Below are 16,179 nucleotides of genomic sequence, written 5' to 3'. Positions count from 1 at the left end.
CGGCGGGGACGTTGTTCGGTCAGGGCCACAGGTGGCACCTGGAAGTCGGAAAACAGCCTCCTGTGCAGGTCTTCGGTGTACGAGGCCGGGCGAGGCTTCTGCGGTGAGTTGGAGGTGTTCACAGCGTCGCTCCTTCGATCTTGCGGACGGTGGCAGGGTCGGTACCGCACCACATCAGGAGTAGATCATCGACGCGACGGCGGATGGTGTGCGGTTCGTCGAGGCAGGCTGCGACCTGAACGGCGCCGATGAAACCGGCGCACAGGCTCTCTGCGAGACGGGGGTCGGGGAGCAGATTGACGAAATCCGGCGCTAAGGGGCAATCGCCGAGCGACCTTGCGCTGTAGGTGATTTCATGTCGTCGTGACTGATGAGGGCGGCTATGGCCGGTTCGGTGCGTTGTCTCGGCAGGAGCTGGAGCGTTACTGCTACTTGGATGACGAGGACCGGCGGCTGATCGCTGCGCGGCGGCGCGACTACAACCGTCTGGGGTTCGCGGTGCAGGTGGTGACGGTGCGTCACCTGGGAATGTTCCTGGCTGATCCGCTGGATGTCCCGCCCGCGTTGATCGAGTATCTGGCCGAGCAGTTGGAGATCTCCGATCCGTCGATGGTGAAGCGGTACACCGATCGGGAGAAGACCAAGCTCGAACACGCCTGGGAAATCCAGCAGGTGTACGGACTCAAGCCGTTCGGCGAGATGGAGTCGGAGCTCACGTCGTGGATCGTCGACCAGGCGTGGATGACCGGCGACGGACCGAAGGCGATCTTCGGCGACGCAGTGACATGGCTGCGGAAGCGTCAGGCGCTGCTGCCGGGGATCACCACGTTGGAGCGGCTGATCGGCGACGGCCGCAACGCGGCGGACGCCCGGTTGTGGCGCCAGCTCGGCGAGCAGCTGACCTCGGAGTCCGCGTCTGCCTTGTTGCGGCTGCTGGAGGTTCCTGCGGAGGGCGGGCAGAAGGTCAGCGAGCTGGAGCGGCTGCGCAAGGGCGTGTTCAAGGCGTCGTCGAAGGGGATGCTCGCGGCGCTGCGCAGGGTTGTCGACCTGCAAGCGGTCGGGGTGGACAGCATCGACGTGAGGGCGATCCCGCCGCGTCGGTTGACGGGGTTGGCGACCTACGGGTTGGCGAGCAAGGCCGCCGCGCTGCGGCGGCTGCCCACGCGTGAGCAGCGCTTGGCGGTGCTGGCCGCGACGGTCGTTGTGTTGAGCGCGCGGGCGGTCGACGACGTGTTGGAGACCTTCGACATGTTGATGACGACGAAGCTTCTGTCCAAGGCCGAGCGGGAGTCTCGCGAGGAGAAGCTGCGTCGCTATCCGAGGGTGTCACGCAACGCAGGCAAGCTCGCGGCAGCGGTGAAGGTGCTGCTGGAGATGGTCGAGGTCAACCAGGACGTCGGGCTGGGCGTGGTGTTGGACATGATCGAGAAGACCGTCACCCGGGCCGAGTTGCGGCACGCGGTCCAGGCGGTCGACGAGCTGGTGCCCGCCGACGACGCGGAGCTGGATGGGCAGCGGTTGATCGAGTTGGCCGGCAAGTTCGCCACGGTCCGCCCGTTCCTGTCGATGCTGATGGACACGATCGAGTTCGGCGCGACCAGTGACGGCGCCGCCGTCCTGGCGGCAATGAAGACCCTCGCCGAGCTGCTGACATCCAGGTCGTCGGGCAAGATCCCGGCAAACCTGCTGGACGCCCGCAAGGTCGACCACGACTTGATCGTCGGCGCGTGGAAGCGCTTGATCTACACGCCGGGCCGACCGGAGGGCACCGTCGACCGGAACTCCTACACGATCTGCGTGTTGGAACAGTTCCACCGACACCTCAAGCACCGCAGCATCTTCGCGGTGCGTTCGTCGCGGTGGCGCGACCCGCGGGCGCACCTGCTGGCAGGCGAAGCCTGGGAGGCTGCGCGTGACGCCGGCATGAACGCGCTGGGCCTGCCCGCCGCGCCGACGCAGCTGCTGACCGATCACGCGACGGCGTTGGAGACCGCTTATCGGGAGTTGGCCGCACGGCTGGGCGAGGACACCCCAGCCAGCATCGACGCCGACGGCAAACTGCACGTCGCCGCGCTGGACGCCAAGGCCGAGCCCGCGTCGCTGGTCGACCTGCGCCGCCGGGTGGAGGCGATGATCCCGCGTGTGGACCTGCCGGAACTGGTCACGGAGGTGATGAGCTGGCATCCCGGTTTCACCGAGGCGTTCACCCACACCTCGGGCAACGAGGCCCGCGTCGCCGACCTCGGCTTGTCGGTGGCGGCCGTGCTCTGTTCCTATGCGATGAACGTCGGGTTCAAACCGGTGACAACGCCTGGTGTCGACGCCCTGACCAGGGATCGGCTGCTGCACGTCGACCAGTGCTACGTGCGGGCCGAGACCATCGAGGCGGCCAACGCCGTGCTGGTCGACGCCCAGGCCGACATCCCCCTGGCCCAAGCGTGGGGCGGCGGGCTGGTCGCCTCGGTGGACGGGATGCGGTTCGTGGTGCCCGTGCGCACCCATAACGCCCGCCCGAACCCGAAGTACTTCGGCCGGAAACTGGGCATCACCTGGTTGAACATGCTCAACGACCAGTCCGCCGGGCTGGCAGGCAAGGTGCTGCGCGGAACACCTCGCGATTCGCTGCACACCATCGACGTGATCGTGTCCCAGCACGGCGGGCGGATTCCGGAGGTCATCATCACCGACACCGGGTCGTATTCCGACATCGTGTTCGGACTGCTGCATCTGATCGGCCGCCAGTACCGGCCGCAGCTGGCGAACCTGCCCGATCAGCGGTTGTGGCGCATCGACGCCCGAGCCGACTACGGGCCGCTGGACAAGGCGGCGCGCGGGGTGATCGACACCGCCAAGATCGCCGCGCACTGGGAGGACATGTGCCGGATCGCGGTGTCGATCCACTCCGGTGAGGTGTCGGCGCACGAGGTCACCAGGATGATCTCCCGCGACGGGCAGCCGACCGCGTTGGGCCAGGCCATCGCCCATTTCGGGCGGATCTTCAAGACCCTGCACATCCTGCGCCTGGCCGACGACGAACCTTACCGGCGCGAGGGCAAGGCCCAGTCCAATCTCGTCGAGGGTCGTCACGACCTGGCGCGCACGATCTATCACGGCCGCAAGGGCGAGATGACCCGCGCCTACTACGAGGGCATGGAAGACCAGCTCTCGGCGCTGGGATTGGTGCTCAATTGCGTCGTCGTGTGGAACACCGTCTACGAGAACCGCGCCCTCGCCGCGCTGCGAGCCGGCGGATACCCGGTGCTCGACACCGATGTCGAGCGATTGTCGGCGTTCGTGCGCGCCCACATCGGCATCGACGGGCACTACAGCTTCCACCTGCCCGACCCCAGCGGAGTTCACCGACCGCTGCGCGACCCGGACGCCGACGACGACGAGTAGCGCGAGTCGAAGGGTGGCGGATGACCGCTCAGGACCTGACGACGCATGTCGGCGGAAGTCTCTCCTGAGCCGCGAAACAGGCCACGGCCTGCACCTCTACCTCCGACCTGACCCAACAAACTACCGCTAGATTACGGTCACGGAGAGCGTCAGTTTGTCGCTGTGCGGCACGCCCGTCCGGTCGAGGAAGTCACACATGTCATCGATCATCGGCTGCATGAGCAGCTGCCCCAGCTGACGAACCATCAGCCCGATGACCTGTGAGGACTCGGATCGCCGTGTCGAGGTCTTGCCCGAATAGCGGAGTTTGGAGATCTCTCTGCGACTCAGGTCGGTCAGCCGCTCGAGTAACTCGCTCTTTCCCTGCGGATCGAGCACAGCGCGCCGGATGTAGTTCACCACCGTCGGATGCGTCGCGAGCATGTGCCGCACCGCCTCGTCTCGAGCGGCGGCGACCTGCGCTGGGGCGCCCTCGTCCGGCACAGAGGCGATCGCCAGAGCGTAATAGTCGACGACCAGTTGCTCGACGGCGACGCGTAGCCCGTCCTTGGTCTTGAAGTGGTGCTGCACCAATCCCACGGCGACCCCGGCGGCGGCGGCGACGGCGCGCATCGAGACGCGATCCTCGCCGCGCTCGGCGTAGAGGTCGAGCGCGGCGTTGCGAATGCGGGCCTTCGCGGTGAGGTCCTCGTCACTGGCGCGGGGGTCGGTCACAGAAATTGCCTCCTATCAGAGAAAAAAGCATACACCCTTGACATTAGACAGTACATGCGCATTAATGGCTATACATCAGTATAGTCAAAAAGGGGTTGATGATGTCGCAGTCGAGTTCGCTGCAGGGCGTGCAGGTGGTGTCGCTCGCGATCAATCTGCCGGGCCCGCTCGCCGCCGCGCGGCTACGGGCGCTGGGCGCCACCGTCACCAAGATCGAACCGCCGGCCGGCGACCCGCTGCGGGCCGTGGCGCCGACGTGGTACGACGAGCTCACTGTGGGCCAGCGGGTCGTGACCCTCGACCTCAAGGACCCCGCTGATCGGGCGGTGGCGGCGCGCGAGCTGTCGCGTGCCGACCTGATGCTCACCGCCATGCGCCCCTCGGCGCTGGTCAAGCTCGGCCTGGACGAGTTGACCGCGGCGAATCCGCACCTGTCGCATATCGAGATCGTCGGGCACGACGGGATCGCGGCGGAGCAGCCCGGCCATGACCTGACGTACCAGGCCCTGCACGGCACTCTCCAGCCGCCGACGATGCCGACCGTCCCGGTGGCCGACCTGCTCGGCGCCGAGCGCGCCGTGTCCGCGGCCCTGCTCGCCCTGCGCGTGGCCGCGGAGTCCGGCGTGGGACACCGCGAGCGGGTCGTCCTCGAACAGGCGGCCGCCGACGCCGGCGCCGCAGTTCGGCACGGTCTGATGGGAGCGGGCGCGCCGCTCGGCGGGGCGCATCCCGGTTACCGGATCTACTCCAGCTCCGACGGCCACGTCGCGCTGGCCGCGCTCGAGCCGCACTTCTGGGAGCGCGCCCGCGCCGGTCTCGGTGTCGAGGGCACCCAGGAGGAGCTCGAGCAGACGTTTCTTTCCAAGCCGACGCGCGAATGGGAGGAGGTCGCGAAGCGCCTCGACATTCCCCTGATCGGAATCCGCGATTCGGCACCCCGTAATTCAGCACAAGGAGCTTTGTCATGAGTGTTCGCGAGGCCGTTATCGTCGGCGCGGTCCGGACCCCGGTCGGCCGTCGCGGAGGGATCCTCAGCGCATGGCATCCGGTGGACCTGCTCGGGCAGACGCTGCGGGAGCTTGTGGCCCGCGCCGGCGTCGACCCCGCCGCGATCGAGGACGTCATCACCGGCTGCGTCATCCAGCACGATGTCCAGTCGGGCAATCTCGGCCGCCACGCGGTGCTCGCCGCCGGGCTGCCCGAGTCGGTCCCCGCGGTGACGATCGACCGCCAGTGCGGTTCAGGGCAGCAGGCGGTCAGCTTCGCCGCCCAGGCGGTGATGGCGGGTTCCCACGACCTGGTGATCGCCTGCGGCGTCGAGTCGATGTCACGGGTGCCGATGCCTCCGGCGTTCCTGCCCGGCGCGCCGCTCGGCCCGCAGTACAGCCCGCGCGAACTCGACCGCTACGACGGTGGGCTGATGGCGCAGGGCCCGTCGTCGGAGCTGATGAACGAGAGGTTCGACCTGAGCCGAGCGGCGTTGGACGCGTTCAGCGCTCGCAGCCACGAGCGGGCGCACGCCGCGACGCGGGCCGGGAAGTTCCGCGACCAGATGGTGCCGATCACCGCCGACCCCGACGACCCGACCGGTCCGGTCATCGACTCGGACGAGGGCATCCGCGAGCACATCGACCCCGCCAAGATGGCGAGCCTGAAAGCCGTGTTCGGCGCCGACGGGCGGACCACGGCGGCCAACTCCTCGCAGATCAGCGACGGCGCGGCCGCGCTGCTGATCGCCGACCGCGAGTACGCCGAGCGCAACGGCCTCATCCCACGCGCCCGGTTCCGCGCGCTGTCGGTCGCCGCCGCCGACCCGATCATCCAGTTCACCGCGATCCTCGACGCCGCCCACAAGGCGCTCGGCCGAAGCGGGTTGGCCGTCGAGGAGATCGACCTGTTCGAGGTCAACGAGGCCTTCGCCGGTGTGCCGCTGATCTTCCAACGGGAATTCGGCGTCCCGGACGACAAGCTGAACGTCAACGGCGGCTCCGTCGCCCTCGGCCACCCGCTGGGCTCGACCGGAGCCCGGATGCTCACCGACCTGCTCTGCGAACTCGAACGCTCCGGCAAGAGGTTCGGCTTGCAGACCGTCTGCGAGGCCACCGGCACCGCGAACGCCACCATCATCGAACGCATCTGAGGACGTCATGAGCCACGAGATCGTGAGGGGCCTGCCCTCCACCCACGGCGACCACTATCAACTCAACACCACCACCATCATCCGGCACGCCGCGCGCACCTATCCCGAGCAGGAGATCGTGTACCGCACCGCGGACGGCGGCTGGGACCGGTACACCTACGCCGATGCCTACGCGCGAATCCAACGAAGTGCCAATGCACTTCGCTCGATCGGCGTCGGGCCGGGCGATGTGGTCGGGATCCTCGACTGGAACAGCAAGCGGCACTACGAGCTGTACTGGGCGATTCCCGGCCTCGCTGCCGTGATGTTGCAGATGAACCTGCGTTTGGCGCCAGAGGATCTCGCTTACGTCACCGGACACAGTGATGCATCGGTGGTCCTCATCGACGAGTCGCTGCTTCCGGTTGCCGAGGCGCTGGCACCGCATACGCCGAACGTGAAGACGTGGGTGGTGATGACCGATAAGCCGCTGGCCGACATCACCACCACGCTCCCGCACGCGGTGCACTGGGAGGACCTGCTCGCGGACGCCGGCCCGGAGATCGACTGGCCGGTCATCGACGAAACCTCCTCCTACAGCGCGTGTTACACCACCGGCACCACCGGCAGGCCCAAGGGCATCTACTACTCGCATCGCGGCATCTACCTGCACACCCTCGCCGAGGTCGCCGGACTCGGGATGAGCAGCGACGATGCCGTCATGCTCATCACGCCGATGTTCCACGGCCAGGGCTGGGGCCTACCCCAGGCGGCCGCCTACAGTGCCGCAAAAATCGTGCTGCCCGGTCGCTACATCGCCGAGGACACATCCGTCCTCGTGGACGCGATGATCGCGGAGCAAGTCACCGTCGCAAACGGTGCGCCGGCGATCTTCCAGCCCATGATGAACTACATCAAGACGCTTGCGGTCGCACCGGACTTCTCCCGCGCGCGGCTGCTGTCCGGTGCCACCGAGCCGCCGCTGTCGCTGATGCGCGACTTCCACGACATCACTGGAGCCGACGTCATCCACGCCTACGGCGCCACCGAGACCACCCCTCTGGTCGCGGTGAACCGGGGACTGAAGCCCTCGCTGCGCGGTGTGATCTCGGACGAGGAGAAGTGGGATCTCAAGCGTAAGCAGGGTTTGCCGGTCAACGGCATCGACATCCGGATCGTCGACGCGGAAGGCAACGATCTCCCGCACGACGGCACGAGTCAGGGTGAAGTGCTGCTGCGCGGACCGTGGATCATCGAGCGCTATCACAAGCTCGACGACGACGCCGACAAGTTCCTCGACGGGTATTGGCGTAGCGGCGATGTCGGGACCATCGACCCGAATGGTTACTTGAAGATCACCGACCGGATCAAGGACGTGGTCAAGTCGGGTGGCGAATGGATTTCCTCCATCGACATGGAGAACGCACTCGTTGCCCATCCGAAGATCGCCGAGGCGGCCGTCATCGGCGTCCCGCACCCGAAGTGGCAGGAGCGTCCAGTAGCACTCGTCGTGACGACCGACGGGCAGGAACTTCCACTGTCGGAGATCCACGAATTGCTCGCCGATGCATTCGCCAAATGGCAATTGCCCGAGACCGTCCTGTATCTGGACCAGCTGCCCCGCACCAGCGTCGGCAAGCTCGACAAGAAGGCCATGCGCGCCGCGCACACCAACGTCTACGAGGACGTCCGATGAACCCCGACAACGCCCCGCTACGCACGGCCCGCGACAGCCACCTCCTGATCCTGGAGATCAACCGGCCCAAGGCTCGCAACAGTCTGAACGAGGCGGTGCTCACCGCCTTGAACACCGAGCTCGTCGCGGCTCGGCACGACGACGAGATCCGTGCCATCGTGCTCACCGGCGCCGGCGGGATCTTCTGCGCCGGAGCCGACATCACCAATTTCGACGCCATTCGCGACCAGTCGCTGCTCGGCGATCGAGCCGCGCTGGGCGGCACCATCTGGGCCGACCTGGGCCGATTCCCGAAGCCGGTCCTCGCTGCGGTCGAGGGCCTCGCACTCGGCGGCGGCTGCGAGTTGGCGCTTGCCTGCGACATCGTCATCGCCGGCGAATCCGCCAAGTTCGGTGTCCCGGAGGTGAAGCTCGGCGTGATCCCGGGCGGCGGCGGAACCCAGCGCCTGATTCAGGCCGTCGGCAAGTCCAAGGCGATGGCCCTACTGCTCACCGGCGACTTCCTGTCCGCACAGCGGGCGTGCGCGGCCGGCATCGTCGCCGAGACCGTCCCGGACGGCACCGCCCTCGAAGCGGCGGTCGCCATGGCGCAGCGGATCGCCGCCAACTCACCGCTCGCGGTGGCGCTGGCCAAGGATGCCGCCCTCCAGGCCCTGGAAACCTCTCTGGCGCAAGGACTCGAGCACGAGAAGCGCAACTTTCACGTTGCCATCCATTCCGCCGACAGCCGCGAGGGCCAGGCCGCGTTCCTCGCCAAGCGCGCCCCCGAATTCACCGGAAAGTAGGACCGATCATGAGCGAGCTGTTCCCCGATTACCGCTCCCCGTGGGAGACCGACGATCAGGCGCTGCTGCGTAAGCACGCCGCCGAGTTCTTCCGCAAGGAAGCCACCCCGAACCAGGACCGTTGGGCCGCGCAGCACCAGGTCGACCGCGAGTTCTGGACCAAGGCCGGCGCCGCGGGACTGCTGTGCCTCGACATCGCCGAAGAATACGGCGGCGGGGGCGGCAACTTCGGCCACGAGGCGATCGTGCAGCAGGAGATCGCCTACGCCCACGACACCGCGTTCGGCTTCGCCGTGCACTCGACGATCGTCGCGCACTACATCGCCGCCTATGCCACCGAGGACCAGAAGAAGCGCTGGCTATCGAAATGTGCGAGCGGTGAGAGCGTCCTCGCCATTGCGATGACCGAACCCGGCACCGGCTCGGACCTGCAGGCCGTACGGACCACCGCGGTTCGCGACGGCGGCCACTACGTGATCAACGGCTCGAAGACGTTCATCTCGAACGCGTCGCACTGCGACCTGCTCGTCATCGTCGCCAAAACGGACCCGAGCCAAGGTTCCAAGGGTATCTCGCTGCTCGTCGCGGAGACGGAGAATCTTCCGGGGTTCGAGCGTGGGCGGGTGCTGGACAAGATCGGCCAGCACGGCCAGGACACCCGCGAGTTGTCGTTCACCGACATGCGGGTGCCGGCAGCGAATCTGCTCGGCGGCGTCGAGGGGCAGGGCTTCTACCAGCTGATGGGTCAGCTGCAGCGTGAGCGGCTGATCCTCGGTGTCGGCGGTGTCGCGGTGGCCGAGGCCGCGGTGGCGGAGAGCATCAGGTACGCCAAGGAACGTCACGCCTTCGGCAAGCCGATCCTGAACTTCCAGAACACGAAGTTCGTACTCGCCGAGTGCAAGACCGACGTGCTGGCCGGCAAGACCCTGATGGACCACTGCATCCAGCGTCACCTCGACGGCACCCTCGACGCGGCGACCGCGTCGATGGCCAAGCTGTGGGGCAGCGACAAGCAGTGCGAGATCGTCGACCGCTGCCTGCAGGTCTTCGGTGGCTACGGCTACATGATGGAGTACCCGATCGCGCAGATGTACGCCGCTTCCCGCGTGCAGAAGATCTACGGCGGCACCAACGAGATCATGAAGGAACTCATCGGCCGCGCCTTATGAGGTTGACCTTCGCGCAGTGACACCACTGCGTCAGTCACACCTCACTTTGTCAAAAACCCGATGTTCTCAACCTATTTCGTCAGGAGTATTCATGCATATCACCGGAACCAACGCACTCGTCACCGGCGGAGCCTCGGGCCTCGGACTGGCCACCGTCACCGCCCTCGCCAAGTCGGGCGCCCGGGTAATCGCCGTCGACCTGCCCACCGCGAACACGGATGCGCTGGCTGCTCTCGGCGACACCGTGGAATTCGCTCCGGCGGATGTCACCGACGAGGCCGCGGTCACCGAGGCGGTCGAGCGCGCCAACGCGGAGTCCTCACTGCGAATCACCGTGAACTGCGCCGGCATCGGCAACGCCGTCAAGACCGTCGGTAAGAACGGACCGTTCCCGCTGGCCGAATTCGAGAAGATCGTCAAGGTCAACCTGACCGGAACCTTCAACGTCATCCGCCTCGCCGCGCACGCGATGTCGCAGAACGAGCCCGTCGACGGCGAGCGCGGCGTGATCGTCAACACCGCCTCGGTCGCGGCCTTCGACGGGCAGATCGGACAGGCCGCGTACTCGGCATCGAAGGGCGGGATCGTCGGCGCCACCCTGCCGATCGCCCGCGACCTGGCGTCGCTGCTGATCCGGGTGAACACCATCGCGCCCGGCCTGTTCAAGACCCCGCTGCTGGGCACGCTGCCCGAGGCGGCTCAGATTTCGCTGGGACAGCAGGTGCCGCACCCGAACCGGCTCGGCGACCCCGCCGAGTACGCGCAGCTGGTCGAGGCGATCGTGACCAACCCGATGCTCAACGGCGAAACCATCCGCCTCGACGGCGCGATCCGCATGGCGCCGCGGTGAAACCCGTCGGCGTGCAGGTGGGATCGCACCATGAGCACACACGCCTTGTATACGCCGAGGACCTGGGCATCGGCCAGCGTTTCGACTTGGGCTCACACACGGTGACCGAGGCCGAACTCGTCGACTTCGCCACCCACTGGGATCCCCAGTGGTTTCACATCGACCGGGCGGCGGCGCAGGACGGCCAGTTCGGTGGCCTGATCGCCAGTGGAATCCACACGTTGGCGATCCTGCAACGGCTGACATTCGACGCAGTGGGGCACAGCTGGGCGGCCATTGCCGGGCGCGGCATCCGAGATCTGCGGTTCCGCCGTCCCGTGCGTCCAGGAGACGTGCTGACCGGCACCGTCGTCATCGACGACATCCAGTTCGACGACCGGGCACGCGCCCTCGTCACCACCGAGAGCACCGTGGTCGACAGCGAAGGCCGCGTCGTGCTGACCGTCCTGCTCGACGCCTACCTGCACTCGCGCACACGTCAACCATCGACCACCTGAGACGACGATTCGGAGACATCAATGCCAGAGGCATACATCATCGACGCGGCACGCACCCCGGTAGGCCGCCGCCGCGGCGCACTGGCCGCCGCACACCCGGTCGACCTCGCGGCCCATGTGATCGGCGCACTCGTCGAACGCAACGGTGTCGACCCCGCGTCGGTCGACGACGTGATCCTCGGCTGCCTGGACAACATCGGTCCGCAGGCGGGCGATATCGCCCGCACCGCGGCCCTCGCTGCGGGCCTGCCCGAGACAGTGCCCGGCGTGACCATCGACCGCCAGTGCGGATCCTCGCAACAGGCTGTACATTTCGCCGCGCAGGCCGTGATGAGCGGCACCGCCGACCTCATCGTCGCGGGCGGGGTGCAGAACATGAGCCAGATCCCACTGATGTCGTCGGTCACCGCGGGCGAGGCGTTCGGCGTGCGCGACCCCTACTCGGGCTCGACGAGGTGGCGGGCCCGCTACGGGGACGAGACGATCTCGCAGTTCCGCGGCGCCGAGATGATCGCCGAAAAGTGGGGAATCGACCGGGAGGCGATGGAGCAGTACGCCCTGGAAAGCCACCGCCGGGCGCTGCAGGCGATCGCCGGCGGACGCTTCGCCGCCGAGATCCTCCCCTACCAGCAGATGACGACCGACGAAGGACCGCGCGCCGACACCACACCGGAGAAGATGGCCGCCCTGCCGAGCCTCACGCCGGGGGGGCGCTTGAGCGCCGCGGTCGCCAGCCAGATCTCCGACGGCGCCTCGGGCATGCTCATCGCCTCCGCCGAGGCGGTACGCCGCCACGACCTGGCTCCGCGGGCCCGGATCCATCACCTGACCGTGCTCGGCGCCGATCCGGTCATGATGCTCGCCGCACCGATCCCCGCCACCGAACGGGCACTCGAGCGGACCGGCATGCGCATCGACGACTTCGACGTGTTCGAGGTCAACGAGGCGTTCGCCCCGGTCGTGATGGCGTGGTTGCAGGAGACCGGCGCCGACCCGGAGCGGGTGAACCCCAACGGCGGCGCCATCGCTCTCGGCCACCCGATCGGCGCCACCGGCACCCGGCTGATGACCACCATGCTGCACGAACTCGAACGCTCCGGCGGACGCTACGGGTTGCAGACCATGTGCGAGGGCGGCGGACAAGCCAACGTCACCATCATCGAGCGGCTCGGCTGATCCGATGACCCCGACCGCTATCCGGACCGTCCGCACCGGCCGCCTGCTTCACATCACGATCGACCGGCCCGGCCGCATGAACGCCCTCGGCGTCGACGACCTGGTCGCACTCGACACCGCGATCAGCGGGGCGGAAGCGACCGGTGCCCGCGCGATCGTGCTCACCGGCGCGGGAAGAGCCTTCTGCACGGGAGCGGATCTGACCGCGGTGACGGGCGAGGAACCCGAGGTGGTGATGGACGCCGCGAACCGGGTGATCCGCGGCATCGTCTCCGCGCCGGTCCCCGTCATCGCCGCCGTCAACGGCCCCGCGGTCGGGTACGGAGTGGCGCTCGCCTGCGCCGCAGACCTCACCTACGCCGCCGAAAGCGCGTATTTCCTGTTGTCGTTCACCAGCATCGGGCTGATGCCCGACGGCGGCGCGACCGCGCTCGTCGCCGCGGCGATCGGCCGGGCGCGGGCTACAGAATTAGCGCTGCTCGGGCAGCGGCTTTCCGCCACCGACGCCGCCCAGACCGGCTTGGTGGCCCGGATCCTGCCGGATGACCAGCTCGCGGCCCATGTCGAGGCCGTCGCCGGCACGCTGGGAGCCGGGCCGCGGCGCGCCCTCGAACTGACCAGACGGGCGCTCGCCGCGTCCACCCTGGGCCACCTCGACCACGCCCTCGAGCGTGAACGAGCCGGACAGATCGAACTCATCGGCACACCGGATTTCGCCGAGGGCGCCGACGCCGTCCTCACCAAACGTCCCCCCACATTTGCTTAGCAGACCACCCGCCGATCATAGGAGAATCATGGCAACCCTTGGTGGACAACTGACATTGAACGCACGCCGCCACCCGGACCGGCCCGCGCTGATCTTCGAGGGCGTCGAGCGCAGCTACGGGCAGCTCGACCGGGAAATCAACCAGTACGCCAACGCGCTGCTGTCCCTCGGCGTGCAGAAGGGCGACCGCGTGGCGGTGCTGTCGCCGAACTCCGACCGCTTCCTCCTCGCGCTGTACGGCGCGTTCAAGGTCGGCGCGATCGTCTCCCCGTTCAACCCGCGGTCCACGGCCCGGGAGCTGGCGTATCTGCTCGAGGACTCCGGCGCGTCGGTGCTGCTGTTCGGTGGGGACACCGTCGCGGCGGTGCGGGACCTGGCCAAGCTGGAGCAGGCGCCCGCTGCCCCGGCGCTTTCGCTGGACGGCGCGGACGGCTTCGACGATTTCGTCCAGCTGGCGTCCTCCATGCCGGACAGCGACCCACAGGTCGAGGTGCGCGAGGACGACGACTGCATGATCATCTACACCTCCGGCACCACCGGGAAACCGAAGGGTGCGCTGTTCGATCACCACCGGCTGCTGTGGGTCGGCCACGCGGTGTCCTCGCTCGGCGTCAACTCCTTCGACCGGAACCTGCACGTGGCACCGATGTACCACTGCGCCGAACTGGTGCTGTTCGTGCTCAGCGGCTTCTCGATGGGCACCACCCACGTCGTGTTGCCGGCATTCGAGCCCGCCGCCGTCCTCGACGCCCTCGAGCGATACCGGATCACCGTCTTCCTCGGTGTTCCCACCATGTATCAGATGATGTTGACGGTCCCCGACCTCGAGCGGCGCGACCTCTCGCACTGGCGGCTCGGCTTCTTCGGGGCGGCACCGATGCCGCCGACTGCGGTCGCGAAACTCGTGACGACCTTCCCGGACGTCGGCTTCTTCCAGCTGTGCGGGCCGACCGAGGGTGGCCCCACCGGCATCTACTCCACGCCTGACGAGGTCGCCGTCCGTCCCGATGCGACGGGACGCTGGCCGATCACGAATGCCGAGTTCCGGCTGGTCGATCCGGATGGCAACGATGTCCCGACGGGGATGACCGGCGAGATCATCCTGCGCGGCGAGACCATCATGAAGGGCTACTGGAACAAGCCCGAGGCCACCGCCGAGACCATCCGAGACGGGTGGCTGCACACCGGGGACCTCGCCGTCCGCGACGCCGACGGTTTCATCACGATCGTCGACCGGCTCAAGGACATGATCATCACCGGCGGCCGCAACGTCTACTCGATCGAGGTCGAGAACGCCCTCGCGGGGCACCCCGACGTCCAGGACGTTGCCGTCGTCGGCCTGGACCACGCCACATTCGGGGAGACCATCGTCGCGATCGTGACCCCGGTTCCCGGTCGCGAGGTGACCCTCGAGGAGCTGCGGACGTACGCCGCCGAATACGTCGCGGACTACAAACTGCCGCGCGATCTGATCGTCCGTGACATCCCGCGCAACCCTTCCGGCAAGATCCTCAAACACGTTCTCCGCAGTGAGATTCGGGACGACTCCGCGCAACGCACGTAGACCGACGGACGACTCCGGCACATTCGAGTTCCCGGGAACCACGACGCCGTCCATATCCGATACGGCCTGACCGAAGCCGCGCTCCCGCGCGCTCATCTCCCACGGCTGTTCCAACCCCGGCGAGGTCTCGCGCGACCTCACGGCCCTACTCTCGGCCGTGCCCCCGCCGGATCCGACAAACACCACGACCACGCACGCCCGGCAGCGGCTATGAGTTCCCGGACGCGGAAGACCACACCCATCGACGGTGCCGCACTTGATTGGTCTCTTTCGGCCCCCCTCGAGCAGATGCGCTCGGGCCGAACAGTCAAGGTGCTGAACAAGATACGCAGACACGCGCCGGAACTCGTCACCGTCAGCTACTGAGAGATTCAGCGGGAGCGCCGCCGCGCAGCGGGATCGGTCTCGGCCTGCCAGCGCCCCAGCGCCTCGGCGGAGACCTTCGCGTATTTGACCAGGCTGCGCACCGAGGTGTGTCCGCTCAACGCCATCAGCATCGGCGTGGAAGCGCCCTTCTCTGCGGCGTGGGTCAGTCGCGAGTGCCGCAGCTGGTGCAGCGTGAACGGTCCGCGTCGCATCCCTTCGGTGTGCTCCTCGAGGAGCGTCGCGGCGCGGCGGTAGGAAAGTCGGGCGCGGCCGGTCGAGTTGTCGGTGTCGGTCTTGGCGACCGACGGCTTGGCTTTGCGGTCGGTCAGGAACAGCGGCCCGGACTTCCGTCCGGCGATCAGCCGGGGCAGCGGCCGTGCGGTGCCGGTCTGCCAATAGATCACCTCGCGGGCGCCGCCCTTGCGGGTGACCGTGGCGCATCGGTTCACGGTGTCCAGGTCCTCGATGTCGAGATTCAGGATCTCCTCCGCCCGCGCGGCGGACTCATACAGCATCGACCAGAACACCCGCTCGCGCAGGGCCGCGTCCATGCCCAGCAGCTCCGCAACCTCGGCGGCGGTCATCGCCTTGCTGTTGTCCGGCGCACTCGGCCGCGCCCGCAGGCGCGACACCGGATCGCCGGTCAGCCACTGTTGATCGCGTCAGTAGGCGCACGCCGCCGACACCGCGGTCAGCCGGAGGTTGTAGGTCTTGGGGGCCTTGTCGCCCCACACGTAGTCGAACCACCCCGACACCCGATCCGGGTTCAACAACCCGACATCGCCGTCCGCGCCGAAGTCGCGCACCATCCGATCCAACGCCGAGGCGTAGGCGCGGCGGGTGTTCACCGCCGCGATCGTGCCCAGAAAGGTCCGCGTCGCGTCCGCCAGCCGGATCCCGGCGGCCCGCGCCGGTAGCGAGCTCACCGATCCCACCCCGACCGCCCTTCAGCACTACGGCAGATAGTTTCCGGAGTCGCCCATCTCCGGAACGACCATCGCGGCAGGACGACTCACGAGTTACGGCAGATAGTACGCTACTATCTGCCGTAAATCCTTAGCGCCGGATTTCGAGAATC

At 67.6% G+C, this 16,179-nt stretch carries 14 protein-coding genes; 11 read left to right on the top strand and 3 right to left on the bottom strand.

Going from position 1 to position 16,179, the window contains the following annotated elements; translation table 11 throughout:
* Positions 1–363 precede the first annotated feature (363 nt).
* Positions 364–3,399, top strand: coding sequence for a Tn3 family transposase (locus tag ACBG85_RS29400; RefSeq protein ID WP_011331220.1), 3,036 nt, complete (start codon positions 364–366; stop codon positions 3,397–3,399).
* 126 nt (positions 3,400–3,525) lie between these two features.
* Here the strand turns inward: ACBG85_RS29400 and ACBG85_RS29395 are convergent, their stop codons facing one another.
* The gene (locus ACBG85_RS29395) at positions 3,526–4,113 is read right to left on the bottom strand and encodes a TetR/AcrR family transcriptional regulator (protein ID WP_011331219.1); all 588 of its coding nucleotides are present in this window, start codon (positions 4,111–4,113) and stop codon (positions 3,526–3,528) included.
* 101 nt (positions 4,114–4,214) lie between these two features.
* On the opposite strand from ACBG85_RS29395, the gene ACBG85_RS29390 reads away from it, so the two are divergent.
* The 10 genes from ACBG85_RS29390 (at position 4,215) to ACBG85_RS29345 (ending at position 14,735) form a co-directional block, all read left to right on the top strand.
* Positions 4,215–5,081 (top strand): CoA transferase, encoded by an 867-nt coding sequence (locus ACBG85_RS29390; RefSeq protein ID WP_011331218.1) that lies wholly within the window; start codon positions 4,215–4,217, stop codon positions 5,079–5,081.
* Positions 5,078–6,253 carry a thiolase family protein gene (locus tag ACBG85_RS29385; protein ID WP_011331217.1) on the top strand — a complete coding sequence of 392 codons (1,176 nt, stop codon included), beginning with the start codon at positions 5,078–5,080 and terminating at the stop codon, positions 6,251–6,253. Before ACBG85_RS29390 ends, ACBG85_RS29385 begins: the two co-directional genes overlap by 4 nt.
* A 7-nt stretch (positions 6,254–6,260) precedes the next feature.
* On the top strand, positions 6,261–7,928 hold the full coding sequence (locus tag ACBG85_RS29380) for a long-chain-fatty-acid--CoA ligase (RefSeq protein WP_011331216.1): 1,668 nt from the start codon (positions 6,261–6,263) through the stop codon (positions 7,926–7,928).
* Positions 7,925–8,713: an enoyl-CoA hydratase/isomerase family protein gene (locus ACBG85_RS29375; RefSeq protein ID WP_011331215.1), complete on the top strand. Its 789-nt coding sequence runs from the start codon at positions 7,925–7,927 to the stop codon at positions 8,711–8,713. The genes ACBG85_RS29380 and ACBG85_RS29375 overlap by 4 nt, the downstream gene beginning before the upstream one ends.
* Positions 8,714–8,721: 8 nt before the next feature.
* Entirely contained in the window at positions 8,722–9,882 is a 1,161-nt protein-coding gene (locus ACBG85_RS29370) for an acyl-CoA dehydrogenase family protein (protein WP_011331214.1), read from the top strand.
* A 91-nt stretch (positions 9,883–9,973) separates the two neighbouring features.
* Entirely contained in the window at positions 9,974–10,732 is a 759-nt protein-coding gene (locus ACBG85_RS29365; RefSeq protein ID WP_011331213.1) for a 3-hydroxyacyl-CoA dehydrogenase, read from the top strand.
* Positions 10,729–11,229 carry a MaoC family dehydratase gene (locus ACBG85_RS29360; protein ID WP_011331212.1) on the top strand — a complete coding sequence of 167 codons (501 nt, stop codon included), beginning with the start codon at positions 10,729–10,731 and terminating at the stop codon, positions 11,227–11,229. The genes ACBG85_RS29365 and ACBG85_RS29360 overlap by 4 nt, the downstream gene beginning before the upstream one ends.
* A gap of 21 nt (positions 11,230–11,250) precedes the next feature.
* On the top strand, positions 11,251–12,405 hold the full coding sequence (locus tag ACBG85_RS29355; RefSeq protein ID WP_011331211.1) for an acetyl-CoA C-acetyltransferase: 1,155 nt from the start codon (positions 11,251–11,253) through the stop codon (positions 12,403–12,405).
* Between the two features lie 4 nt (positions 12,406–12,409).
* A complete protein-coding gene (locus ACBG85_RS29350; RefSeq protein WP_011331210.1) occupies positions 12,410–13,171 on the top strand; it encodes an enoyl-CoA hydratase in 762 nt (253 codons plus the stop codon).
* Between the two features lie 28 nt (positions 13,172–13,199).
* Positions 13,200–14,735 carry a class I adenylate-forming enzyme family protein gene (locus ACBG85_RS29345; RefSeq protein WP_011331209.1) on the top strand — a complete coding sequence of 512 codons (1,536 nt, stop codon included), beginning with the start codon at positions 13,200–13,202 and terminating at the stop codon, positions 14,733–14,735.
* 371 nt (positions 14,736–15,106) lie between these two features.
* Here the strand turns inward: ACBG85_RS29345 and ACBG85_RS29340 are convergent, their stop codons facing one another.
* Entirely contained in the window at positions 15,107–15,685 is a 579-nt protein-coding gene (locus tag ACBG85_RS29340) for a site-specific integrase (RefSeq protein ID WP_202916944.1), read from the bottom strand.
* Positions 15,686–15,763: 78 nt separating this feature from the next.
* Positions 15,764–15,949, bottom strand: coding sequence for a hypothetical protein (locus ACBG85_RS29335; RefSeq protein WP_230793357.1), 186 nt, complete (start codon positions 15,947–15,949; stop codon positions 15,764–15,766).
* Positions 15,950–16,179: the final 230 nt, after the last annotated feature.

The sequence above is a fragment of the Rhodococcus sp. NyZ502 genome (assembly GCF_041464245.1).
Lineage (GTDB): Bacteria > Actinomycetota > Actinomycetes > Mycobacteriales > Mycobacteriaceae > Rhodococcus_F > Rhodococcus_F qingshengii.
Note: the sequence above shows the minus strand (reverse complement) of the source record. Positions and strands in the feature narration are given on the sequence as shown.